Consider the following 22,594-nt stretch of genomic DNA (forward strand, 5'->3'; position numbering starts at 1 on the left):
GCAACTATTTTCAGAAAGTTATCATCTGCGGGCAGGATTTTATCTTTGTATTGCGGTCCAGATTTTGATATGCCTGCCATAGAAAAAACCGCCTGCATCTCTGCAGACGGTTCCGGTGACAAATCGTTTCTCCCTATGGAGAAGATTGTCTCTATTCGTTTGTTTCGTCGTCCTGCACATCTCCAAAGAGGATGCGAAGATAATCCCGGCGGCCGTAGAGCACACGATCCACATAGACATCGTTGTCAAGAACTCGGTAAAAAGTGAGGTAACTGCCGGTCACCAGGAAACGATAGTCACTCTCGACATCGGCAATCGAGGACAGGGACGCGCCAATCAGACTGTGCTCCCGCAATCTGCGGATGTCCTTTGTGATGTTCCGTACCGTGGAGATCGCTGCGCTGGGATTTTCCAAATTCTTTGCGATATAGGACTTGATCCCGTCCAAATCAGCCTGCGCCTCGTCGGATAAATGCAGGTTATTCATCTGCGATTCCGAGATGTTTTTCTACGGCCTCCAGCGTCAACCAGCCCTTTTCCTCCCCGGACTTGCGGCCCTTGGCCAGCTCGTTCATCAGCCGGAGGGTGGCCTGTGTCCGCTCATAGTCCTGCATGTCCACGATGGCGTAGCGGCCCCGGCCATTCTTCGTCAGAAAAACCGGAGCGCCAACTGCCACGTCATGCAGAACCTCCGTGTAATTACGCAGATCAGAGATGGGTTTGATGTTCGGCATGGTATTCAGCCCCTTTCTTGCCCTTAGTATACCTCGATCTGCTGTAAAATTCAACAGCATTTTTTACTGCGGTTTCGTTGGCGATTGCTACCACCCCATGGTCATGCCGCCCATGTCCTGCCGGGGAGTTTCCTCATGGTCATCCGGCTTGTGGCCCATGGCGATCTTCTTTTCCTGGATCTTCCGCCGCAGCTTTCGGTCCACCCGCTGTCCCACCGGGGCGGCGGGCGGCACCGAGTTGTCACGAAAGATCTGACTCAGATGGTGGAGCAGTCGGGTGGCCGCCAGGAACACATTGGGCCTGCGCACCTGATCGAAGTGCTCCAGAAAGAAGTCGGCGTACTCATTTCCCTGTTCCGCCGATTCATAGAAATACGCCCAGGCCCGCTCCCGATCCTGTTTGACGCCCTGCCCAGTGAGGTACAGTTTTCCAAGAGCGTACTGGGCGTACTGGTTTCCATGTTCGGCGGAGTCGGTGAGATAGGCCACCGCCTTTTGCACGTCTTTCGGAACATCTTTCCCCTCCAGATACAGCTTTCCCAGGCGGTAGGCGGCGCAGGTGTTCTCCTGCGCCGCCGCTTTTCCATACCAGGATACCGCCTCATTCGTTCGATTTTGGCCTTGCAGGAACTTTCCCAGTGCGTATTGGGCGAAGTCATATCCCGCGTCCGCCGCCCGCTGAAACCACAGTTCCGCCTGCTCGTCATCGGGGAGAACGCCCCGACCATCCCGCCAGCACTTGCCCAGCTGGTAGGCGGCCAGGGGGAAACCTCTCTGCCAGAGTTGTTCCAGCACCTGTACCTGCTCCGCTTTTTCCTCCTCTGGATTTTCGTACTCCTCCAGCACCTCCTTGGCGCTCTGGTAGACCTCGGCCATCCGCCAGCTGGAGTTCCAGGCGAAGCACACCGCATCCTGATCCTCGTCCACTTCATCTTTCATGCTGGCATCCTCGAAGGTAAATGTGCCAAGCCGGAGCCGCTCCGCCTCCCGGATGACCATATTCTTGATGGCTTTGAATTCTTCTTGCTGTGAGAGCGGCAGGTATTCTCTGGGTGAATCCTTGTAGTAACGCTCCAGCTCATCTCGAAGCTGATTCCACTGCTCATAGCACTGGGCCACCTCCGGGATCTTGGCCAACTCATCCACGATGGCGTCCACCTGGGCCTTCACCGGCTTTTTCAGGTAGCCGTAGACCTTTTTCCCTTTGTGGCACTCCAGCATCCCGGCCAGCGTCTCCATCTGCTCCATGATAATCGAACTGTGGCACAGGCCCGTCTCCATCTCCCGGATGAGCCGCCCCATGGCCTCCGTCGCCGCGTCCCGCACTTGGCTGTAGGACAGATCTTTTTGCTGATACAGGGACAGCAGCTCGTCCCGGAAGATCTCATTGGACAGCTGGGAGCGCATCTTCTCGATACCCTTTTCTGTTAGAAATCCTTGCTTTGGGTCCGCCGACCAGACCATCATGTGGATGTGGGGATGGTGTTTCTCATCGTGGAAGGCGGCACACCAACGAAAATTGCTTGGCGGAATTTTCATCGCTGTCGCCAATTCTGCTTGATGAGCCAGCAATAACCTGCGCCAGCTCTCACCGTTTTCATAGCCCAGCCGGTGGGCATCCTCCCGTTTCAGAGAGTAGACAAAGGTCCACACCGGTCCGGTATGTCCGTTGATCTCCTCCATGGTTTTCTCCAGATCGGCGGGACCGTCGGCGGAGAACAGTCCGTGGGAGCGGGGACGCTGGGCCATATATTCCAGGTATCCGCCGCCGTCATGGGAGGGGGGCGGAGCCTCGATCAGCTCCACACCCTCCCGGGTGGCGATGTACTCGGCGTAGTGACTGCCGCCGTTTCCCGGCTTGATGTAGCCCGACTTCTGGATTAGTCCCGGCATCACTCAGCCCCCTTTTGGTAACGGACCGTGTCTTCGAAACTGATCTCACCGTTGGTCTCCTTTACCTCTTTGACACAGCGGACGCGGGCCTTTCGCAGCTGATCCGGGTCAATCTCTATGTCGGCGGCCAGGATATTCCCCATGAGGTTTTGATCCACCGACAGCTTGAACAGCAGGTGTCCCATCCGTTTACCGAATGCATTCAGCTTGCCTTCCAGCACATCGGCGAGGACCCGGGGCAGGTAAGCATCGGCAGACTCCGCGTCAAGGTAACCGGAATAGAACCGAATGGCCTTCTCAATAAATTCGTTTCTGGTGGAGCAGTTATCTCGCCGGTAGCGCGATTCCACCTCGGTCCAGGCGGATTCACTGAGCCAGACGGAATGTTTCTTATTTTCCTTTTTCAAATTCAAAATCCTCTCCTTATTGCATCAGCGCCGCCCGAAAGCCTGTCACAGCGTGGATTCAGGCGGCTTTTGAGAAAAAACAGCGCCAATCTCAAATCAGGTTGGTCGGAACAGCGCCAACTCCAACCCCTGAAACCGCCCGCACTGCGGGCGGAAGTGACCGCCCAGGCGCCATAAAAGCGCCAGGGCTTTCTCCTGCTTTTCCTTTCGTCTTCCGTAAATCAGTTACGGGGCGGCAAATTCCCCGGATAGGCCTCCTCCACAGCGGTGGAACAACGGGCCAAATCCGCCCCGAAACCGCCGGGAGGGGCAGAGTCTCTGCCCCTCCCGAAATCGAGGCGCACAGCCCCTCACAGGCCGTTACACGGGGAGAGCTGCTTGCTGCAGGGGACGGCGTACTGCGGCAGAAAAATCCGGCAGTATTCCTCTGGCCCGGACACCAGATGCCGGTGCATCATCTCCCCGCACTGAAACATCTGGAACACCGCATTTCGATAGCAGGCCTTGATTTCCTCACGGCACTCCTTCGCAAAGATTCTTTGTTCATCTGTCAGGGTTCCACGGTTCTCATCGCAGAGGAACAGGGCCACCCCGTCTTCGTCGATAGGTTCCTCGTGCGTACGGTTCCACCGGTTGACAATGTACCGCCGCATGTCTATGGTGCGCCGTGCTGACAGAGACGGGTCCTGCTCGATCAGGCAGTCGATCATCTGCATCAGCATCCGGATGCACACTCCTTTCTCTTCAGCGCTGCCATGCGTTGTTCCGCTCTCTGTCGTTCCAGCGCCAGGTCAGCTACGTGGAGCTGCCGCTCATAGAACTGTTCAATGGACATCTGGATGGGCAGGATGTAGTAACGCAGACAGCCGTTGAGGGTGCGGCCGTCCCGGGTGGTGACGGTGGTGCGCTCCGTCCGGATCAGACCCCGTTCCTCCAGCTCGGTCACATACTTGCGCACCGTGTTGACGCTCATCCCCACAGCCTCTCCGATGATCCGGTAGCTGGCCACGCACTGATAGGTCTTCCGGTCCTCACGGTGGAGGAGAAATCCGTAGACTGCAATCGCCCCAGCAGACAGTCCCAGGGAGAAGATCTCGTTGGGGAGGGGGAAGTAGTTCTTGATAGGGTCCCGCTTGGGCCAGTGCTGTTTTCTCATTTCGTACCTCCCGACTGTCCCTCCGCCCACTGGATGAACTTCTCTTTCGGAACTACCATACGGCTCCCCACCCGCAGCGTGGGGAAACCGGGATCGTTGAGCAGCTCGTAGGCGGTGGAGATGGACACGCCCAGTACCTGCGCCACCATCTTGGCGTTGAGGAACAGAGGCAGGTCGTCGTAGGATTTGTAGACAGACAGTTTCAATGTTTAGTACCTCCGGTGTTCAAATTCAGAGAAAAAATTTCTTGCGTTTCGGAGGTCTCTCTGTTAAACTGGGACACAGATCAGGCTGTGTTTTCCGAAACGCGGCAGGCCGCTGAACTGTTGCAGCAGTTCAGCGGTTTTTTTACAGGGTCTGTCTTTTTCTTTTCTGTCTTTCTGGGTTTGGCCATACACCATACCTGTTCCTGCCCTGCGGCCTTGTTTGACCAACACAGCGTTTTCTTCCCCTTGGCACGCTCAATTGTCGGTGCTCTGCGACAACGTCCTGGCGTTACTTCCCCGTGGAGTATCGTCTCTGGTGATGGGTATTCATTTTTCAAGGTGCCGTTCCGAATGTTGGGGACCAATTCCCCGTTGACAACCGGATTTGCGGGTGTTAGACTATTGTAAGATTATTTTGACAGTCCCCTGTGAGAGTATTGTAGCATGTGAACCTACCCCCTTGTCAAGACTATTTTATAAATTTTTTACGATTGTCTATTTTGGAGGGCGCCGACATGTGGTATGCCAAGATGTACTTCTCTGAGAAAAAAGAGGTTTTCCAATTTGATAGCTACGGGGTCCAGGGCGTTCCCTCGACCTACAAGGAACTCCCGTTCCTGGAGAGCCTGCTGTCTTTTCTGGAAATGGACTGCGACGAATTGACTCCATCGCTCCGTAGGATCGCAGAGAGCTGGGAGCGTCTGTTTCAAGATGGAGGCCGGGAGGCTGGCACAGCCACCATGGTGGAGCTGGGCCAACTGAAGAGCTGGCACATCTATCTGGAACTTCTGTATGTGCGCTGGTATGACCGCTTCTCCCGGATAGGTGCGGATATCCCGGTCAGCGAACAGGAGGACCGGCAGATGCTGGAGGAACTGCGGAGCCTTCCAGAGCAGCTCCCGCTGTATCAGCGGCAGGTGCAACGGTTCTTTGACCTGGTACTGGATGTGGATCAGGCGGGGCGTGACCCGCAGAAGCAGGCGGCGGCACACTATCTCTACGACGCTCCCAAGGACCCGGAGTTGTTTGTGTTCCACCCCATTCCCCTCAGCTTTGAGCCGGTGGAGCTGGGCCGATGCTCGTCGGTCCTGTATCCCCTCCATATTTCGGACATGATCGACTACTCCCTGCGCAGCTGTGTGGAGCGCGGGATCACCGTCCGGCGGTGCAAGAACTGCGGCCGCTGGTTCCCACAGACCGGCCGAGTCAGTGCGGAGTACTGTGAGCGCCCAGTGGCCTCCGGCCAGCAGACCTGCCGGGAGGCCGGGGCCTTTCAGCAGTGGACCAAAAAGCAGTCCGATGATCCGGTGTTCAAGGCCTACCGGAAGGAGTACAAGAAGCGCTTCGCCTGGATCAAGGCCGGCCGTATTACCGACGAGCAGTTCTATGCCTGGAGCGAACAGGCCAGAGAGATGAAAAAGAAATGCGACCGGGAGGTCATCACCCTGGACGAGTTCAAGGACTGGCTGGGGAAGCCGTGAGGACAAATCGGCAGAAAATGAGCAACGGGACGCGCCCAAAGGCGCGTCCCGTGTATTCTTTGTATCGGCGATGCAGTTTTTGCAGGGGGTACATGTGTTTAGGCTCCCTATTTCCGGGGCTATGACTCCGTCTCATAGGGCCAGGTGTTGATACCGCCGAATTCGTAGATGTTGGTGTAGCCCAATTCCGCCAAGGCAGAGGATGCCGTCTTGCTGCGGTTCCCGCTGCGGCAGTAGACCAGAACAGTGGAATCCTTTTCGGGGATCACCTCAGCGGCGGTATCCTCGTCGATGCTCCCCACCGGCAGCAAGACCGCGCCGGGGATGTGGCCGCTGTCGTACTCGTCCTGCTCCCGCACATCCAGGATGATGACTTCCTGGGTGTCCATCATCTCTTTGGCCTCCTCCTGGGTGATCTGCTGGTAGCCGGCGGCGGCATTCCCACCGCATCCGGCCAACAGCAGTAGCGAAAGCAGCAAAGGTAAGATTCGCTTCATTTCAGTTCCTCCAGAAGTCCGGCAGCAAAGGCCTTGTGGCCCTGCTCCGTGAAGTGTACGCCGTCATAGGACAGTGGGATATCCCATTTCCCAGCGTCGGCAAAGCGGATGCCCATTCGCTCCGCCAGGGTTTGACAGAGCCGGGCAAAAGTGCGGGAGTCATCAATGAGCTGCGGACTGGGCACCCACTCGCCCAGAGCCATCGGCGGCGGAGCGATTAGCAGGACCTTGCTTCGGTCTAACGGGACAGCGGCGAGAAATCGCCCCAATCTCTCAGCCGCCTGCTCCGGGCTGCAGCCCTGGAGCAGGTCGTTGGTCCCCAGCATGACGATCAGCAGATCTGTGTCAGCAGGGAAGTCGGGATCTGCAGACGGAATCTCCCGGCCATTCTGGCCCATGTTATAGAACGTCCAGCCGGTCTCTGTAGCCAGGATGTCCACCCACCGGCAGTCCGCGTCGTAGCGTCCACCGAAATAGCCCCGTGGGTCGTAGCCGTAGGTGTTGGAGTCGCCAAGGCAGATGACGTTCATCGTCCATTTTTCCTTTCCCTGCAGATGATATGTTTTAGATAGTTTGGATGTGTTTTATTCAGCATCCAAGGTCACTTGATGGTTTTTAGTTTTCTCAGAATTACTTCATCTGCTGGGCAGAAATCATATCCGTCGATTTCATCTACTTTGATCCAGCGGATATCATTATGCTCCAGCTTTTGGGGAGTCCCTTCGCGAATAGACGCATTAAACAAGGTCAGATGGACAGTCAGATCTGGATACTCGTGGACCACATCCATGAATACATTTCCCACATCCAGTTTGATAGCAAGTTCCTCTTGGCATTCGCGGATGAGCGCTTGCTCTTTTGTTTCACCTGGCTCCACCTTGCCGCCCACAAACTCCCATAGCAGCCCTCGAGCTTTATTAGCCGGGCGCTGGCAAATCATGAATTTGTTCTGATCCCAGATCAGAGCTGCAACTACTTCAACCATTCGCTTCACCTATTCCGTCATCAAGCAGGCACCCATATAACCCTGCGGATTTTCAGCACTTACATATTCAGTATATCTATATTCATAATGCTGGACAAGCATTTTTTCCTATTTACTTTTTCGGGTAGATTTAGTTATCACTAAATCTACCCGAAAATTTATTGTAATTTGAGAGTAACTAATGAATTAATCGGGAAACAAATATTTATAATCAAAAAATTGCATTCTTGAACGACGGGTGGTATAATCAAAAAATAGTATAAAAGCAAGAAAAGCGTTGAGATTCAGGAGGAAATTATGGTAATTTCGCCCATATATATCACAATAGGTCGGATGTTTGAGCAAAATTTCCTTTTTGAGGTTCCAAAATACCAGCGGTATTATGCTTGGGAGTCCGAACAGGTTAGCGATTTTATAAAGGATTTGGATGGAATTTTAGCTGATTCTGAAAAAGATCATTTCTTTGGAGGAATTGTTTGTGTCTCCAAAAAGGTTGATGGATCTACCCGCCAACAAAAAGAATTAATTGATGGTCAGCAGCGTCTTACCACCTCAATCCTTCTTATAATTAGCATCATTAGAAAGTACGAAGAATTGTTATCCAGTGGAACATTATCAAAAGATGATGTGGAGATTATAAAATCTCGTATAGCAAAGCTTGAGGAAAAATATATTAATTATAACGACGAAATCAATCGTAAACCCTTAACTGTACACAAACTTGTGTTATCACTGGCGGATAAAGATTTTTTTGAAGGAATTCTCAACAATAGAGTTGTAACACCAACCAGAGATTCTCACGATAAAATTAAGAAAGCGAATCAGCTTTTGGGGAATTTTGTAAAAGAAAAGCTTGATCAATGTGCAGTCGATACAGAAAAAATCGATATGCTTGCTAAAATTGAACATGCACTACAATCTAACTGTACTGTAATATTTATGGACTGCGATTCCAGAGATTCGGCATATAAACTCTTTCAAGTTTTAAATGATCGTGGCGCAGGTTTAAATGAAGGGGATTTGTTAAAGTCAAAAACTTTGGAAGTTCTCGAACATTTCCCTGAAGAACAAGAACAGGTGCAAAAATGTTGGGATGAGATATTAGAAGAGGAGCCCTCAAAGGTTGAAAGTTTTTTGCGAACTTATTATGCTTCTTGCTGTGGAAAGCGTGCCGGGAGAGCATCGCTGTATGATGACTTTTTAGCGGCATTTTTTCCGGGACCGTTTGATGGTGTGCTACCGCAGTCAAAAGATGAAGCCAACGGGTTATTGACTAAAGTACAAGACCTTCTTGCTGAAATTCGGATTTACAGAAAAATTACTGCGGGAGAATGGCCATATCCCGAAGAACAGTCAGTTACAGGATGGGATAGAAATCGCCTTCAAGTTTTGGTAACATTTCTGTCATATGATATCACATTACCTCTTTTATTGGCTGCCACAAAATTAAAACAGAAAAAATACGCCGACTTAGTTCACATGCTTGAAAAGTTTATGTTTAGATATAAAACGATTTGCAATAACCCCCACCAAGTGTTAAGTGAACTGTATAACAAGGAAGCAAAAAAGATTCGGCATGATCCTCAAAATTATTCACTGTCAGGTTTATCGAGTACACTAAAAAAAATGCTTGAAGAAAAGGCAAACGATGAAAGGTTTAAAGTAGGACTTAAAGATCTCACATATCAACCGTCTGGCGGAAATAAATCTTTAAGGTATTTCTTTAGCACTTTATGCGATTATAACAGATGGCATGAAGAAGGAGAAAACGGGAAGCCATATGCAAATAAAGAGCACATAATTAACTATGATAATGTAACGATTGAACATATCGATTCTCAACATGCACAAGGCGGGAATACTCTTCCACAAGACAGCATAAACAAATTAAAAAACCTTACAATCCTTTCAAGAGAGGATAATGGTAGTAGAGTTGGCAACAAACCATTTGCAGAGAAAAAAGAAACATATGAGAAGTCCTGTTATAAAATTAATCAAAATTTGGCCAAGCATGATACATGGCAACTTCCCGACGCAGATGATTGGGAAAACTATTTAATCACTTTTGGATGCAAAATTTTTGTTGTCAAATAAAAAGAAACCGCCGCAAAGGAAGCCTTTGCGGCGGTTTCTTTTGAATGCTTGTTGATGTAATCATTCCAGATATGCGCTTGGATCAAAATCCTCATCGCTATTTTCATAGTCAGTACGCAAAATTGCAATACCGGAGTCGGCGTACTCATTCATGCGTTTTAAAAGGTCACTTCCATTATTGATTTCAGGACAAAGGTGAGCAACCAATCCCTTAGCTACTGCAAAATTATCTTTGTCCACATTTCCAACCAAGCAAATGTCCAGATTTTTCGTCGCAGAATCAGGAGCAGCACCAGCTCTTAGTGCAACCATAATTGCAAATGTGTATAGCTGATATTTGGTTGAGAAAATGTTTTTTTCATCTACCAGGAGATCATAGAAACGCCGATTTTCAGATGTGGTTCGAATATGGGTAGAAGGATTTATTGAAAAGAATTCTTGTTCAGCCATTTTCAATATACCTCCTTGCTTGCAATTACCGTCTTGGGCCAGGTTTGATCACTATGATTTTCCAGCTTGTACACAGTCTTGACATAAGGTTTTAGCTCATTTTGATACTTCTCGGTCAGATCACCGGTAGAGACCATAAAGATCACCTGCTTGCCCATATGTGGCAAGAAACGAGTAATTGCAGCACGATGTTCATCCGAAAACAGACCAAGGGGGTTATCAATAATAACCGGTGCGGCAAAGTTGGAAGAGCGATTTAGGCCAGCAATGTAAGAAAGGCTAATCACCTTAGACTGACCGGTTGAAGGGTTCAGCGTGCGGCCAGGCTCAATTTGATAGGTTTCTCCATTTGTAAGTTCGAGCAACAGGCTGTAGTCTTTCGAAATCTTAATGCCTTTGTACTTTTGGGGAGCGTTAGTAATTTGCAGAAAAACTTCAGTAGCATACTTTTCCACAGAAGCACGTTTTTCCTCCAGAAGACGATTGCGATACTCGCTGAAGACCTTTTCCAACGCAATGGTATTTTCTAATTTCTTCTGGCATAAAGCCCCTTCTTTGTCGAGCTGGCTGAGTTCCGCAAGTTTTTCCTCCAACCGGGCAAGCTTTTCTTGGTCTTGCTCTAATAAAACCTGCGTCCGTGTGCGGCGGGTTTCTGCCTCCTGCTTCTTGGCCTCTGTGTTGGCGATGTTCTGGATAATGCGTTCACCTGCTTCTTCATTAAAAGAACCAATATCTTTTCGCAGGTGCTCAAATTCTTCCCTTTTGGCAGAACGTTCCTTATCTTTTTTCCAAATCTCCTCGCTCAGAGAAAAGTAAGCAGCACGTGTCTGAAATCCGTGTGGTTGGTATTGCGCGCAGGAATTAAACAGGGCACGACGCTCTTTTTCAATGAGAATGTCATCGTCTGTAATCAGATGATCGCGAATGAATGCCTGAATCTTTTCTTTGTGGGAATCCGTCATTTCTTCGCCGCATACGCAGACAGGCTGCTCCATAAGCCGAACAAGGTACTCTTTCACCGGCTCAGTGATGTGATATTCAGCCGATTCAGCATATGTATCCTGCTGCATTTTGGCAAAAATGGAAGCTGCCAACATAAGTGTAGCGTTCTTTTGAAAACATTCCGATTGTTCATTTTTGACACGTTTCAAGTCTTCCGTAAGTTCCTTGATTTCTTCAGACAATCTCTGCTTTTGGGTGACCTTTTCGGAAATTTCTTTGAAATCCTTCAGCTTATCTTCATCCTTTTGTATCTGCTCATTGGCAGCATTTATTTCTCGCTCATACTGATCCAACAGAGCTTCCTGCTCGGCAACTTTCTGGTCCGCTTCTTCCTTTTGCTGCAAAATATCCTGATACTTGTTTTGGGTCTGAATCCAAGCATCCCGGTTTTTCTCAAAATCCTTTTTTAGTAAGCGAAGATCTTCTACGGCGTTGTCAATTTCTTTAATGCCAAGCACACGAGCAATGGCATCTTTATATTGACTTCCACTGGCTGTACTGTAGTCGTTGATTTTTTCGCCGTCAAAGAAGAAATACTGTGAGGCATCTTCATGCACAAGGGAATTGATAAAATCAGCTTTCTCATCTTCGTCGCTGCTTAGCGGAACACCATTTTTGATCAACTCCAGCATGCATTTGAAGTCTTTACTGCTTGGGGTGGCGTCCAGTTTCCCACGCAAGTCAATGGAACGAGAGATCTCAATCTTATCCTTTCCGTTCTCAACAAACAAAGAAACCTCAGCATGATAGGATTTCTCTGATTGTGCGTTTACATTGATGAGATCTTTGAGATTATCGCTGTCTTTAGGCCCATACAGACAGAATAGAACTGCTGAAAAAAAGCAAGATTTTCCCACATCATTATCAGCATAAAGGATGCTGATGTTCCGTTCGCCCTCCGTAGGAAAATCAAAGATACTCTCCCCGTAATAGGCGCGGTAGTTATTTATACGGAGTGAATTGAAAATCATTGATCCGAATCCTCCTGTTCACTCATCTCAGCAATAATCTGTCTGATAGGCCCACGAGTATGACGGCTTTTTTGATACACATGGTCTTTCTCCACCTGGAGAATTTTCTCTACAACACCGGCATCAATATGATGTTCTTCAGCAACTTTAACAAGTAATAGATCCATCGTTTGGCCGACCTCCTTAAAAATCATACGGATTTAGCCTCCGCTGAGATAAAAACTGATCAAGTTTTTGACGTTCTTGAATTCCATTGATGGCATCTTCTACCATTAAGTTGATTCGCCGATATTGTGCGTCAATCATGGACAATGCCAGACGGCGCTCATCATCATTGGTTCGGGCAGAAAGGATAGGATAGACCAGATAGTCGTAAATCCAGGCAGATGTTTTTCCAGGGGCGACACGAAGAACACGGCCTCTGCGTTGAATAAACTGACGTTCGGAGGTCGAAGAACTGATGAACACAGCAACATCACAAGCAGGGATATCGATACCTTCATCTAAACATCCGACGGCCAGTAAAATTTTACGGATTCCCTGCCGAAATTCCTTCAGGATCGTTGGACGTTCTTTTTGTGCGTCCAACTCACCAGTATATTTGAAATAGTATTTGCCCATGTGGTCTAACGCTTGTCCAATTTCAGCCAAATGGTGCAAGTCATCCCCGTAAATAAGAACACGTGCAGTAGGAGGGATTTCATCAAAGATTGTCTGCAGAGTTTGCGCCTTTTGATCGTTTTTCTTGAGTAGTTTGGCACGATCGCGGTAACGGCCTTCTATGCGCTGGCGCAATCGGAGTTGCTCCTTTTCGTTGTCCTCCTGTTCCAGTGTGTGCTGGAGCTGTACGATTTCCCTTGAAAATGTTTTATACAATTCCCAGTCATCTTCCGGCATCGCACAGGGGAGAATCCTGTATTGGTATTCTACCAAGTAGTGCTCACGTTGTGCATCCTTGATTGAGAATTCAAAAGTGTTTTGATGATAGAAATCTAAAATCTTTTCGGATCCGATCTCATCAAAGTTCCGGCGTGGAGTAGCACTAAGTCCAATGCGGTATGCCGGATTCAATTCCATAAGGCACTGAGATTTTGGAGCACCCATATTGTGGACTTCATCGCAGATCATAGCAAATTGTTCCGTTTTGGCCAATTTCCACTTTGCCATGTAGTAATCACCCTGCGCAGAGTCATAGGTTGAAATGACCACTACTTGTTCCGGAAAACGTGCTTGCGTTAGGGATTTCAGTAGTTCCTTGTGTCCACGATAAGGAGACCCGCACTTAATAATAGGTGTGTCAGGATAAAACAAGTGAACATCTGCTTCCCATTGTTCTACCAGTTCCAGGCTGGGAACGCAGATTAGGAGGAGTTTCCAGGTATCAATTTGGCTAATTGCATACATAGCCGCTTTGGTTTTACCAGAACCAGTTGCCATCATAAAAAGGCAGGAAAAGTTCTTTTGTAAAAAAGCGTTTTTAGCATCCTCCTGGCAGGAACGCGGTTTGAAGTTGGGGTGGATTCCGGCAGATATGCGATAAATGTAATCGACGGGATGCTCCGGAGCATTTTGAATCAACTTCAGACGAGATGCTTTAGGAAAGTCAAATGTTACAATATTTCCGGCGGTTCCATCCCATAACTTTTCAAAGCGTTGGATTTTCTGTTCTACCCGAGATTGTAATACCGGAATCCAATTTTGAGAGACCTCGAAAGATTCCTCATTATTGATCCATCCTCCAAGTGTTTCGTTTACAGAGCCTAAGAAGGAAACTGCATTTTCATCTGCGTCCTTAAAAATACCAAATTTTTCGTGAAATAATCGATATGCGCCTGGAGTATTTGGATCCTTACGAAGGCATACTTTAATGTCCAACCGATTGTTTTTGATAAGCCAACAGAGATTCTTAATGTTGGCAATATTTAGATCAATAAGTTCCTGGGTAGCTGGAGCAATTTTGTCCTCTAACAGTTGGCGGATATCATAACCGAGGGCAATTTGGTGTTCATCTTCCGGGCTTACATTCACACTGCAGACAATGCGCATCCGCCCGCCGTGTTGAATAAAGGGATACAAACCATTGGTGATGTAGCAAAAGATGGAAGAATGAAAATAGCCGACGGCGCGGCAATATTCAATGCTTTCTTCCATGCAGGGAACATAGAATTCTTTGATCAAATCATTTTCCCCGCTCCAGTAAGTGTCTTGGAATGACACTGTACGTAAACTCATGCCATCATCCCCTTTCGGAAAATTATATCAGGATAGCTCTTTCAGGAAAGCTTCCACTTGATCAATGGTGTTTTCCGCAGACAACGAAATGCGCAAAACCCTGGACACAGCATCTCCCTTACCAATGGCCTGTAAAACATGGGAAGGCATACCCGCAGTACAGGCAGACCCAGTAGAAACTGCAAATTTTGCACTAATGCGCTTCACAAAACGCTCGTTGTCAAAATCGTCCAGGTTTACAATCAAGCTTATAACACCTGGAAGATGATGTTCCGAGTCTCCCAAAAGTTCCAGGTGTTCGTTGGATGCAATAATCTTTTTGGCTGTCTGTTCCAGTTTCTGAATGCAGGCAATTTGTCGCTGTTCGTTTGCAATGGCCAACTCGGCAGCTTTTCCAAAGCCAACAATGTTGTGAACCGCCAATGTGCCGGCACGCAGACCGTGCTCCTGCTCACCGCCGTGCATAAAAGCACTCATTGGAGGAAGGCCATAATCATCTCCCCGAATATAAGCGGCCCCCACGCCCTTTGGCCCGTGGAACTTGTGAGCGGATAGAGAAAGAAAATCCACCTTTGTTTGGTCAACATTGATGGGCAGTTTTCCAGCTATTTGCGTGGCATCGGCATGAAGCAACACGTGATGCTTGTGTGCAACGGTAACCAAAGCGTCCATATCGTTTAGGGAACCAATTTCGTTGTTCGCCCATATAAAGGATGCTAAGGTGGTTGTGGGACGTATAGCCTTTTCAAAGGACTCTGGTGTCACCTGGCCATACTTGTTTACATCCAAGAAGGTGACCTCATAACCGCGATCTACTTTGGGGACTTTGCCAAACAGCGAAAAAGTTGCATCCTGGTTAGAATAAATGTCACCGTTCAAAAAGCGGCAGGTGTTTAATGTGGCATGGTGCTCCACTTTGGATGTAATAATATGGTTGCCTTTTTTTTCGTAGTATTTTTTGTAGTCTGCCACACCTTTGATAATCATATTGCTACTCTCTGTGGAACCACAGGTGAAAATAATTTCTTCCGGTTTGGCATGAATTAACTTAGCAACCCACTCCCGGCTGTTTTCCACAGCATCAGCAGCATGGGCGGCAAGCAGATAATACTTGCTGGAGGGATTCCCATACTCTTCTTGTAGGTAAGGGCGCATTGCCTCAAACACTTCCTGAGCGATAGGAGATGTGGCACTATTGTCTAAATAAATCATACGGTATCTCCAACCCCAAAGGTTTCCAGCACATATTTATCCAGGTCGCCGGCGTGCTTATAGCGGGATTCCAGAATTATCGCCCCACGATCTATATGTGCTTTGATATATTTGGGAAAGTATTCCTCGTTGCTTAAATGACGGCCTTCTGCCTGCTCAATTAGAACTTTGAAGTAATCGTCATATTCCCCGGTAATCGTTTGACGATTTAGCTCAAGTCCCTCGTTGTCACTACTGAACGATGTGACTTTGCCTTGCTCTTTTAAAGACCAGGCAATCGCATGCTTGACCAGCGTGTACGGCTTTAAGGAGGTACTTTTCCCAATCTCTGCAAAAATTTGCTGCGTTTTTTGGGAAGTTTTTAGTTTGAAAATCATACCTTTGTCTCCTTAAAATAACCTGGTTTTACGGAGGTGCATCCCTGTTCCACATTGTACTCAAGGAGATACTCATGAGCAATGTGCGACTGGATGATTTCACGATATGAGCCCACCACCTCTTCGTCGGTGGAGAGAATGATAACCTGACCGCTAATGTTTGGGAAGAATACGGCCGAAATCTGTTCGCGGTGTTCTGTGTCGATACGCGCGAAAGGCGTATCGATAATGAATGGAACAACCTGATTTGATGTTTTGATGATTGCCCAATACAGAGAGAGAATGAAAACCTGCTTTTCGCCTTTGGATAACTGGTTGAGTTCCACACGATTATATAGTGGAAGTTCTATATCGTCCTGGAAAGAGACTTGATCCGTGACAACTTTCCCGGAAAAATACCGACGTAAATCATCAATAGAGTCATTTGTCAACAGATGTGCGGCCTCTCTAAGCCCAGCACTCCCCAGCCGTTTTTCTAAGGCATCCACCCCGATGTTGTTGGCTAAGAGGAGCAAATCGCGCGTTATATAGGTCTGCTTCTTATAGAGGTTTACATTGAAATTATCATCCAGTTCAATAAGCTGCACAAAGTTTTCTTTGCGGATGATCTTATTAAACATCTCGAGTGTCAGGGATTCAATCTGGTGGAATTTCTCCTTGGTTACATCAGAAATCATGCGCTGCATAACTTGACTGATACGGCTGGTAAACTCATGCGCAGTACGGTCTTTCGCTTTGGCCAGCAATGCTTTGCGCAAGCGTTCGACCAGAGCCTTTTGATCGGTGATTTTTACCTCCAATTCCGCAATTTGTTGGTCCAGAACTTCCAGACTATCCTCGTAAGCAGCAATGCGTTCAGTAAGGAATTTCACTCTTTCAAAATAGGCAGCGGCGTCCACAGAAGGTAATGCCTCTCGAATTTTTTTGCTGATCTCTTCGTATTTTTGCGAAGCTTTTTTCTTATCTGTGATGGCTTTGATCAATTGAGACGCTTCTGTTTCAGCAAAATGCTGTGTTCTGACAATGTCACTGACAACCTGGCTTTCTTGTTCCTGGGATAGGTCGTGGATGGAAGTAAAACATTCCAGCGAAAAGGCAGGCAACACTTTTTCCGCAATTCCGTCGGAAATTGCCTGTGCCAATGTAGGAACCTGCGCAACATTACAAATAGACTGCTGTTTCAAGACTTCCTGAACGGTTTGGACATCCAACAAATCACAGATGGTGTGATACTGACGAACGGCTTGTTCATCTTTAAGCTGTTTATAGGCAACGGCAGCAAGATCCTTTGTAATATAAAGCGGCATCATAGATTCTACAAACTCTCGAATTCGCTTCGCTTTATCGCTCTTTACACGATCTTGTGTTGCGCGCTGTGCTTCAAGACGTTCTTGTTCTTGCGCGGTCAAACCGCCAGAACGCTCAAACTGATGGTCAAGAGATTCTTTTTCCTCCTGAGCAGAGAGCAGTTGTGCAGCTAACTGCTGCTTTTGCGATTCCAAGTCCGTGCTTCTGGTCGTATAAGCAGAGAGGTTAACCTCTTCTTGTTCTACCAGTTTGGCAACCTCATCGTAATCTTCGTTACCTTCTTCTTCCCCAATATAGGAATCGCAGAATTTTTGTATAATATTGAAAGTATCGTAACCACTTAAAGTCAGAACCGCATTTTTGATATAGTTACTGTAGTTTCCTGTTGCAAAAAAATCACCGATTTCTTCGCCGTCGAAAAAGAAAAAATCAAACAGGTTGGGGGGGATGATTGAGAACAGATAGTTCTGAAAGAAGTCCAGGTTCTTGTCGGCAAGAAGCTGATGATCTTTGTATACAGTATAGCTTTCCTGAAGGCGCTTTTCGATAAAGGACCATTCGCGGCGGATAGTATACAGCGTGTGTACACGATCCGTAGGAAGATCAATTTCCACTTCGACATAGGCCTTTACATTATCAGACAAAAATGCATCGTGGTTAATCAGCTCTTTGATCCGTGCGGTATAACGGTTATTTTTGTCTTGAAAACGGAAACACTGGGGTCCGTACAAAGCCAATTTAATGGCGGTAAAAAAAGAGGTCTTGCCGGCACCGTTGTTTCCACCAATTAGAATAATATTTTGCTCATTGTGGGTACCCAATGCAATCGTATTTTCCCCCACATAAGAGCTGAAATTATAGAGTGTCACTCTGTTGATCTTCATTCCGGGTTCCTTCCTGCACATTCACCAATTCAGCCTCCTGAAGCCATTGCTGTGTAACAGCTTTCCGGAGAGAGTCGCGAAGAATGCGGGTGTTAGAGAAAAATTTGGTTTTGTTTGTTCTAAAAATCATGCTCTTCATCAGGTCCATAGGAACCAAAAATTCATTTGCATATATTTCCAGTTTTTTGCACGTTTCTTCATCAAAGACAGGGTGCTTTAATTCGTCCCAAGGCAAGCGTTCTCCCATCTCATCGTAGTAAAGGTCTACCAGTACACGGCAACTCAAATCCTGCTCTTCATCCCAAATGCGGTCAATTGCGCGAAACTCATCGATGGTGATAAGTTCATAGTTCATCTGTTTCTGCGTTTGCAGAAGGCGACGCAAGATCATTTGACGAGCCTTCCAGGTAAACGGGCCAAAGCCAAGCTGATTTTGCGAAGTGCGATATACGCTTCCATCACGGCGCTTTTTTTCACGATACTCAGGTACATCACGAATACTCATGAGCCATTTTCTGAATTCGGCCAATGGAATCAGTTCGCGGTGTCCAGAGCGGATGAAACCATTCAAGGAACGATCTTCCTGCACAACCGTACAAATCCAGCACCCAAATCTGGACTGACCACAAGACTGTTGCTGATCGTCTTTGGAAGAATATCCTGCAAACGGGCACTCGCCGCTGTCTGCATCGGAATACAATTCAATTAACTGAGAATTATCTCCCCCCCAAGCATTCTTTCGATTATTGGACATCAAAATGTCCCAGACATCGTCGGTAGATAAAGAAACGATAGGGGGATATACATAAGCTTCTTTGATCGTCTCATGGCGATTTAAAAGACGATCTGCCAATTCTCTGCCTTCGATGCGGCGCTTTCTGGCAGCGCTTTCGGCCTTGCGCACGCCCAAAATAAATACGATCTCAGTATGTTGTTCCTTAATGATATTTTCTACAAACTGTCCACTGGGAGCAATCTTCAAACGGTCGGTACACCAACGGAATGTACCGTTTAGACGCGGTGTCGGAAAGCCTCTGCCAATTACATTGGTCCAGAAAGAAGTGTCCGGATCTGGAGTTACCTTATTCACAGAGAGTGGTAAATGATCCCGTTTGGCTGCTTCTCGTAATAATTGAAGCATGTTATCTAAGTAGATTTTAATCAGTGGGTTTTCCACAAGCGTATCGGAGGAGACAATATAGACTGTTTTGTGTCGTTCCTCGGGGCGTAAATTCTTTAGCATTTGGTATACCAAATGCACAACAACCGTAGAGTCTTTTCCGCCACTGTATCCAATGACCCAAGGGCGTTTATCAGATTTATATACATACTCTATTTCTTCAAGTAGGCCCTCGACCAAAGGCTTCCCATTGTATTCTTTCATGTATGACCGTTGCTCCCTTTAGAAGTCTTTGGGTCGTATGGAAACACCGAATAGATTTCTCATCGTAGAGAAAGCAATATCCTTTCCAATACTACACCATTATTTAGTATATCATTTTGCCGAAAAAAAATCCACCTTGTCAGGCCGAAAAACTACACCTTCTCTCTACGCCATTAAATTTATAAAAACCTCTTGCAATTCCTTTGGAATAGAGTTAACACAACACAAATGCTTTTCAAAGGAAGCTATGAGGAGGAAGACATGGTTTGCAGAAATGAAGAAATAACTATACTTCGAGAATTTCAGTCCAGAAAGGAGAGCCTAAAGTACTTGCAAAAACTGCCTTTAGAGCATAAAATCAATCTTTCAAAAAACTTGATTTTAAACTGTATAGAAACTTTTGGCGATCAGCAAGTATACATTTCCTTTTCTGGCGGAAAAGATTCAACCGTGCTATCATCACTTGTGTGTAGCTTGAAGCCCAATATTCTACATTTATTTTCGGATACAGGATGCGAATATCCAGAAACCCTTTCTTTTGTTGGTGCAGAACGGCATCGAGGTAAAAATATTGTTTCCGTGCATCCGATATGCAGAGATGGTTCTATATGGACATTTGAACGTATAGTCGCAACCTACGGATACCCACTATTCTCCAAAGCAATTGCTAACGGAATACGGACATACCGACACGCTAAAACACCAGTAACCAAACAACATGCATTGGATTACTTGGAACGTATGTATCCACAAGCTCTGCCTTATTTAAATTGCAATATTTCTGACCTATGCTGTGAAAAATTAAAAAAATCGCCTTTGAAGCGCGTGGCAAAGCATATGCAGATGCAATGTAGTATCATTGGAACGTTGGCAGAAGAAAGTCAAATTCGAAAAAGAGATTGGATTACCTATGGTTCTAATATCTTTTTTCAAAAGAAAGATAACCAATGCCGACCATTATCTTTTTGGACAAACCAAGACATATGGGACTACATTAAACTTTGCAATCTTCCTGTTTCTGATCTATATAGTCAAGGCTATCAAAGAAATGGCTGTATGTATTGTGGCTTTGGATTGTGCTCAGAACGACGAAAATTTGGAATTAACCGCTTTGAACGGCTGGCGCAGACACACCCAAAGCAATATGAGTATATGATATCCCGCTGGGCATCACTTTTCAAGGAATGTGGAATTCCCTATTGAAATTATTTCCGTTATATTTATTATTGCATTTTTTCTGTACGTTAAAATGGACTTTCAATTGTGTAGCCCCCTGTCAAAATAGAAAGCGGATGATTCAATTTATGTGCACATTCTCAACAAAGGGTAAAACGATATCCATTTTCCCAAGTTTTGAAGTAAACACACCTATTATCTACCTCAATACCTTCTCCAACGAGGGACAGAAGGTATTTAAGGCCGCGCAGGCAGCTGGCTGCCCGTCATTTACACTGGTAACCATCGGCGATCTGAACTGGAACCACGACATGGTGCCCTGGGACAGTCCACCTGCCTTCAAAAATGCTGCTCCCTGCACCGGTGGTGCGGACGACTATCTGCGGCTCCTGACCGAGGAGATCATCCCAACGGCAGAGAAGGAGATTGACGGAGCTCCTCGTTGGCGAGGGGTGGCTGGGTATTCTCTGGCGGGGCTGTTTGCGCTGTATGCCATCTACCAGACGGACCTGTTTTCCCGTGTAGGCAGCATGTCCGGCTCTCTCTGGTTTCCAAGTATGAAAAAGTATATCTTCTCTCATGAACCAAAGCATTGGCCGGACTGCATGTACTTTTCGCTGGGAGATAAGGAGAGCAAGACCCGGAACCCGATCCTGCGAAGCGTCCGCCAGAACACGGAAGATATCCAATCCTTCTTCCAGGACAAAGGGATCGACACGGTGTTTCAGTTGAACCCTGGGAACCACTACAATCATGCTGTGGATCGCACCGCTGCAGGCCTTTGTTGGCTCCTGAGCAGGTGAGTTAGGCCCTCCTCCCACCAGGCTGTATTCTTTGTATAGGCGTGTTAAAAATTGATATGCCTGACTCGAAAAAACCTCTTGCTTCTCAGCCTCTGCAGAGGTACAATACCCCAAACCTGAACATAAAAAAGGGCCCTTCTGAACAGGCTATGGCAGTTATGCCGCGCCTGGTCAAGAAGGGCTCTTTGACCACATGTTTGACCACAGACAGCGTCGGAACGCTCGGAAACAGTGGAATTAAGAGCGACAAAGAGTGATCGGAATGGAGTAAAAATGGTTAAAAACCATTAGAAAGTATCAGAAAAAATTTAGTTCAATCGTTTGGGACCACGAGGCCGCTGGTTCGAGACCAGTCACTCGGACCAAAAGGCAGTAGATTTTTCAATAAAATCTACTGCCTTTTTCTGTATATTACCACCTGCATAAGTCTCCAAGTGCTGGTTAAATTGACAATTTATATAGGGTTTGATATACTATAAATACAAACAGACTACAACATGTTTGACTGTGTTTTTGGATGGATGATATATGTTCACGGCTCTGACAGAGAATAACAAGAGGATTTCAATAGACGAAGCTATCCCCGGTGAAAGTTACCTTTGCCCCGTATGCAGTAGTCCTGTTGTGGTGAAGGCCGCAAGTTCGGTGAACATCCGCACACATTTCGCCCACAAGAAAAACACTCCTTGCCTTGATAACTGGAAACATGATATGAGCGATTGGCATTTTGACTGGCAGTCAAAGTTCCCTCTCCATAATAGAGAAGTCATCGTCGAAAAAGATGGTATCATTCACAGGGCAGACATTCTAATCAACGGCACGGTCATTGAATTTCAACATAGTCCCATAAGCAGTGGAGAATTTGAGGATCGAAACAGCTTTTATAAAAACTGCGGGCATCAAGTTGTCTGGCTTTTTGATGCAACTGACAAAATGAAAGTTGATGATTGCTTTGAATTGGTGTGGAAACGAAGGACCACACTATTTTCCAATATAAGGACCCCAATAGATGGTCTTTTTATACAGAATTATTTGCCAGAAAAGAAAAATCTCCTTTGTATTGCGGCACCAGACCCTAAAGAAGTCCGTTGCCATACAACGGTTTTACCCATAATGCCCGAGAATTTTTTGAAGGAATTTGGTGCCATACAAGATGATGACATTCTTTCAATCCAAGCCATTTTTGAAGAAACGAAAAAATCAGTTCTTGAAAGAGAACGCGAGCTAAGGAAGGCAGCGGAAAGTCAACGCATAGCAGTGTCTAATGCAGTATTTAACCACTTATCTGGTATTCGAAATAGACATCCCAGGAGATTTTAACTATTTTTTTCATTGAGGAGGT

The 22,594-nt window shown here is 46.8% G+C and carries 24 protein-coding genes; 5 read left to right on the forward strand and 19 right to left on the reverse strand.

All coding sequences use genetic code 11. The features are described 5' to 3' along the window. Nucleotides 1-151: 151 nt before the first annotated feature. The 8 genes from ACLTXB_RS02860 to ACLTXB_RS02895 form a co-directional block, all read right to left on the reverse strand. Entirely contained in the window at nucleotides 152-487 is a 336-nt protein-coding gene (locus ACLTXB_RS02860) for a type II toxin-antitoxin system RelE/ParE family toxin (RefSeq protein ID WP_024723265.1), read from the reverse strand. After that, nucleotides 480-734: a type II toxin-antitoxin system prevent-host-death family antitoxin gene (locus tag ACLTXB_RS02865; RefSeq protein ID WP_009260451.1), complete on the reverse strand. Its 255-nt coding sequence runs from the start codon at nucleotides 732-734 to the stop codon at nucleotides 480-482. The genes ACLTXB_RS02860 and ACLTXB_RS02865 overlap by 8 nt, the downstream gene beginning before the upstream one ends. An 87-nt stretch (nucleotides 735-821) precedes the next feature. After that, a complete protein-coding gene (gene mobP3, locus ACLTXB_RS02870; protein WP_024723266.1) occupies nucleotides 822-2,627 on the reverse strand; it encodes a MobP3 family relaxase in 1,806 nt (601 codons plus the stop codon). Next, entirely contained in the window at nucleotides 2,627-3,040 is a 414-nt protein-coding gene (locus ACLTXB_RS02875) for a hypothetical protein (protein WP_087299030.1), read from the reverse strand. Before ACLTXB_RS02875 ends, mobP3 begins: the two co-directional genes overlap by 1 nt. Before the next feature lie 344 nt (nucleotides 3,041-3,384). Beyond that, complete coding sequence (locus ACLTXB_RS02880) at nucleotides 3,385-3,756, reverse strand: hypothetical protein (RefSeq protein ID WP_024723269.1); 372 nt, start codon at nucleotides 3,754-3,756, stop codon at nucleotides 3,385-3,387. Beyond that, a complete protein-coding gene (locus tag ACLTXB_RS02885; protein ID WP_024723270.1) occupies nucleotides 3,750-4,190 on the reverse strand; it encodes a helix-turn-helix domain-containing protein in 441 nt (146 codons plus the stop codon). Before ACLTXB_RS02885 ends, ACLTXB_RS02880 begins: the two co-directional genes overlap by 7 nt. After that, nucleotides 4,187-4,396: a helix-turn-helix domain-containing protein gene (locus tag ACLTXB_RS02890; protein WP_024723271.1), complete on the reverse strand. Its 210-nt coding sequence runs from the start codon at nucleotides 4,394-4,396 to the stop codon at nucleotides 4,187-4,189. The genes ACLTXB_RS02885 and ACLTXB_RS02890 overlap by 4 nt, the downstream gene beginning before the upstream one ends. Before the next feature lie 63 nt (nucleotides 4,397-4,459). Beyond that, nucleotides 4,460-4,627: a hypothetical protein gene (locus ACLTXB_RS02895; RefSeq protein ID WP_155857006.1), complete on the reverse strand. Its 168-nt coding sequence runs from the start codon at nucleotides 4,625-4,627 to the stop codon at nucleotides 4,460-4,462. Nucleotides 4,628-4,911: 284 nt separating this feature from the next. Here ACLTXB_RS02895 and ACLTXB_RS02900 point away from each other — a divergent pair, with 284 nt between their 5' ends. Beyond that, nucleotides 4,912-5,877, forward strand: coding sequence for a DUF6076 domain-containing protein (locus ACLTXB_RS02900; protein WP_428226094.1), 966 nt, complete (start codon nucleotides 4,912-4,914; stop codon nucleotides 5,875-5,877). Between the two features lie 119 nt (nucleotides 5,878-5,996). Here the strand turns inward: ACLTXB_RS02900 and ACLTXB_RS02905 are convergent, their stop codons facing one another. The 3 genes from ACLTXB_RS02905 to ACLTXB_RS02915 all read right to left on the reverse strand — a co-directional run bounded on the left by ACLTXB_RS02905 (nucleotide 5,997) and on the right by ACLTXB_RS02915 (nucleotide 7,359). Continuing rightward, the gene (locus ACLTXB_RS02905; protein ID WP_428226095.1) at nucleotides 5,997-6,374 is read right to left on the reverse strand and encodes a rhodanese-like domain-containing protein; all 378 of its coding nucleotides are present in this window, start codon (nucleotides 6,372-6,374) and stop codon (nucleotides 5,997-5,999) included. Further along, complete coding sequence (locus ACLTXB_RS02910) at nucleotides 6,371-6,904, reverse strand: GDSL-type esterase/lipase family protein (RefSeq protein ID WP_412260996.1); 534 nt, start codon at nucleotides 6,902-6,904, stop codon at nucleotides 6,371-6,373. The genes ACLTXB_RS02905 and ACLTXB_RS02910 overlap by 4 nt, the downstream gene beginning before the upstream one ends. A 71-nt stretch (nucleotides 6,905-6,975) precedes the next feature. Further along, nucleotides 6,976-7,359, reverse strand: a complete 384-nt coding sequence (locus ACLTXB_RS02915) for a (deoxy)nucleoside triphosphate pyrophosphohydrolase (protein WP_412260998.1) — start codon at nucleotides 7,357-7,359, stop codon at nucleotides 6,976-6,978. A gap of 297 nt (nucleotides 7,360-7,656) precedes the next feature. Between ACLTXB_RS02915 and ACLTXB_RS02920 the strand changes: the two genes are divergently transcribed. Continuing rightward, a complete protein-coding gene (locus ACLTXB_RS02920) occupies nucleotides 7,657-9,453 on the forward strand; it encodes a DUF262 domain-containing protein (RefSeq protein WP_412261000.1) in 1,797 nt (598 codons plus the stop codon). Nucleotides 9,454-9,513: 60 nt separating this feature from the next. On the opposite strand, the gene ACLTXB_RS02925 is transcribed toward ACLTXB_RS02920, so the two are convergent. Genes ACLTXB_RS02925 through dndC form a run of 8 tightly spaced genes read right to left on the reverse strand, consistent with a single transcriptional unit; the run spans nucleotide 9,514 to nucleotide 19,273 of the window. After that, nucleotides 9,514-9,903 carry a hypothetical protein gene (locus tag ACLTXB_RS02925; protein WP_412261002.1) on the reverse strand — a complete coding sequence of 130 codons (390 nt, stop codon included), beginning with the start codon at nucleotides 9,901-9,903 and terminating at the stop codon, nucleotides 9,514-9,516. Between the two features lie 2 nt (nucleotides 9,904-9,905). Next, on the reverse strand, nucleotides 9,906-11,876 hold the full coding sequence (locus ACLTXB_RS02930; RefSeq protein ID WP_412261004.1) for an AAA family ATPase: 1,971 nt from the start codon (nucleotides 11,874-11,876) through the stop codon (nucleotides 9,906-9,908). After that, nucleotides 11,873-12,070: a hypothetical protein gene (locus ACLTXB_RS02935; RefSeq protein WP_412261006.1), complete on the reverse strand. Its 198-nt coding sequence runs from the start codon at nucleotides 12,068-12,070 to the stop codon at nucleotides 11,873-11,875. The genes ACLTXB_RS02930 and ACLTXB_RS02935 overlap by 4 nt, the downstream gene beginning before the upstream one ends. Further along, a complete protein-coding gene (locus ACLTXB_RS02940; RefSeq protein WP_412261008.1) occupies nucleotides 12,060-14,108 on the reverse strand; it encodes a DEAD/DEAH box helicase family protein in 2,049 nt (682 codons plus the stop codon). Before ACLTXB_RS02940 ends, ACLTXB_RS02935 begins: the two co-directional genes overlap by 11 nt. A gap of 27 nt (nucleotides 14,109-14,135) precedes the next feature. Continuing rightward, nucleotides 14,136-15,320 carry a cysteine desulfurase family protein gene (locus ACLTXB_RS02945; protein WP_412261009.1) on the reverse strand — a complete coding sequence of 395 codons (1,185 nt, stop codon included), beginning with the start codon at nucleotides 15,318-15,320 and terminating at the stop codon, nucleotides 14,136-14,138. Further along, complete coding sequence (locus tag ACLTXB_RS02950; RefSeq protein ID WP_412261011.1) at nucleotides 15,317-15,697, reverse strand: DndE family protein; 381 nt, start codon at nucleotides 15,695-15,697, stop codon at nucleotides 15,317-15,319. Before ACLTXB_RS02950 ends, ACLTXB_RS02945 begins: the two co-directional genes overlap by 4 nt. Beyond that, the gene (locus ACLTXB_RS02955) at nucleotides 15,694-17,889 is read right to left on the reverse strand and encodes an AAA family ATPase (RefSeq protein ID WP_412261012.1); all 2,196 of its coding nucleotides are present in this window, start codon (nucleotides 17,887-17,889) and stop codon (nucleotides 15,694-15,696) included. Before ACLTXB_RS02955 ends, ACLTXB_RS02950 begins: the two co-directional genes overlap by 4 nt. Further along, on the reverse strand, nucleotides 17,861-19,273 hold the full coding sequence (gene dndC / locus ACLTXB_RS02960) for a DNA phosphorothioation system sulfurtransferase DndC (RefSeq protein WP_412261014.1): 1,413 nt from the start codon (nucleotides 19,271-19,273) through the stop codon (nucleotides 17,861-17,863). Before dndC ends, ACLTXB_RS02955 begins: the two co-directional genes overlap by 29 nt. A 261-nt stretch (nucleotides 19,274-19,534) precedes the next feature. Here dndC and ACLTXB_RS02965 point away from each other — a divergent pair, with 261 nt between their 5' ends. The 3 genes from ACLTXB_RS02965 to ACLTXB_RS02975 all read left to right on the forward strand — a co-directional run bounded on the left by ACLTXB_RS02965 (nucleotide 19,535) and on the right by ACLTXB_RS02975 (nucleotide 22,572). After that, complete coding sequence (locus ACLTXB_RS02965) at nucleotides 19,535-20,476, forward strand: phosphoadenosine phosphosulfate reductase family protein (RefSeq protein ID WP_412261015.1); 942 nt, start codon at nucleotides 19,535-19,537, stop codon at nucleotides 20,474-20,476. Nucleotides 20,477-20,577: 101 nt separating this feature from the next. Continuing rightward, nucleotides 20,578-21,252 (forward strand): alpha/beta hydrolase, encoded by a 675-nt coding sequence (locus tag ACLTXB_RS02970; RefSeq protein WP_412261017.1) that lies wholly within the window; start codon nucleotides 20,578-20,580, stop codon nucleotides 21,250-21,252. 528 nt (nucleotides 21,253-21,780) lie between these two features. Continuing rightward, complete coding sequence (locus tag ACLTXB_RS02975; protein ID WP_154038849.1) at nucleotides 21,781-22,572, forward strand: competence protein CoiA; 792 nt, start codon at nucleotides 21,781-21,783, stop codon at nucleotides 22,570-22,572. The last annotated feature ends 22 nt before the right edge of the window (nucleotides 22,573-22,594 follow it).

The sequence above is a fragment of the Flintibacter sp. genome (assembly GCF_046973065.1).

Excerpts from the sequence above, each read along its gene's own strand:
- ACLTXB_RS02885 (WP_024723270.1), bottom strand. The coding sequence starts at position 4,190 with ATGAGAAAACAGCACTGGCCCAAGCGGGACCCTATCAAGAACTACTTC.
- ACLTXB_RS02955 (WP_412261012.1), bottom strand. The coding sequence starts at position 17,889 with ATGAAGATCAACAGAGTGACACTCTATAATTTCAGCTCTTATGTGGGG.
- ACLTXB_RS02915 (WP_412260998.1), bottom strand. The coding sequence starts at position 7,359 with ATGGTTGAAGTAGTTGCAGCTCTGATCTGGGATCAGAACAAATTCATG.
- ACLTXB_RS02920 (WP_412261000.1), top strand. The coding sequence starts at position 7,657 with ATGGTAATTTCGCCCATATATATCACAATAGGTCGGATGTTTGAGCAA.
- ACLTXB_RS02900 (WP_428226094.1), top strand. The coding sequence starts at position 4,912 with ATGTGGTATGCCAAGATGTACTTCTCTGAGAAAAAAGAGGTTTTCCAA.
- ACLTXB_RS02940 (WP_412261008.1), bottom strand. The coding sequence starts at position 14,108 with ATGAGTTTACGTACAGTGTCATTCCAAGACACTTACTGGAGCGGGGAA.
- mobP3 (WP_024723266.1), bottom strand. The coding sequence starts at position 2,627 with ATGCCGGGACTAATCCAGAAGTCGGGCTACATCAAGCCGGGAAACGGC.
- ACLTXB_RS02935 (WP_412261006.1), bottom strand. The coding sequence starts at position 12,070 with ATGATTTTTAAGGAGGTCGGCCAAACGATGGATCTATTACTTGTTAAA.
- ACLTXB_RS02910 (WP_412260996.1), bottom strand. The coding sequence starts at position 6,904 with ATGAACGTCATCTGCCTTGGCGACTCCAACACCTACGGCTACGACCCA.
- ACLTXB_RS02950 (WP_412261011.1), bottom strand. The coding sequence starts at position 15,697 with ATGATTTTCAAACTAAAAACTTCCCAAAAAACGCAGCAAATTTTTGCA.
- ACLTXB_RS02860 (WP_024723265.1), bottom strand. The coding sequence starts at position 487 with ATGAATAACCTGCATTTATCCGACGAGGCGCAGGCTGATTTGGACGGG.
- ACLTXB_RS02965 (WP_412261015.1), top strand. The coding sequence starts at position 19,535 with ATGGTTTGCAGAAATGAAGAAATAACTATACTTCGAGAATTTCAGTCC.
- ACLTXB_RS02925 (WP_412261002.1), bottom strand. The coding sequence starts at position 9,903 with ATGGCTGAACAAGAATTCTTTTCAATAAATCCTTCTACCCATATTCGA.
- ACLTXB_RS02880 (WP_024723269.1), bottom strand. The coding sequence starts at position 3,756 with ATGCTGATGCAGATGATCGACTGCCTGATCGAGCAGGACCCGTCTCTG.
- ACLTXB_RS02945 (WP_412261009.1), bottom strand. The coding sequence starts at position 15,320 with ATGATTTATTTAGACAATAGTGCCACATCTCCTATCGCTCAGGAAGTG.
- ACLTXB_RS02975 (WP_154038849.1), top strand. The coding sequence starts at position 21,781 with ATGTTCACGGCTCTGACAGAGAATAACAAGAGGATTTCAATAGACGAA.
- ACLTXB_RS02865 (WP_009260451.1), bottom strand. The coding sequence starts at position 734 with ATGCCGAACATCAAACCCATCTCTGATCTGCGTAATTACACGGAGGTT.
- dndC (WP_412261014.1), bottom strand. The coding sequence starts at position 19,273 with ATGAAAGAATACAATGGGAAGCCTTTGGTCGAGGGCCTACTTGAAGAA.
- ACLTXB_RS02905 (WP_428226095.1), bottom strand. The coding sequence starts at position 6,374 with ATGAAGCGAATCTTACCTTTGCTGCTTTCGCTACTGCTGTTGGCCGGA.
- ACLTXB_RS02970 (WP_412261017.1), top strand. The coding sequence starts at position 20,578 with ATGTGCACATTCTCAACAAAGGGTAAAACGATATCCATTTTCCCAAGT.
- ACLTXB_RS02930 (WP_412261004.1), bottom strand. The coding sequence starts at position 11,876 with ATGATTTTCAATTCACTCCGTATAAATAACTACCGCGCCTATTACGGG.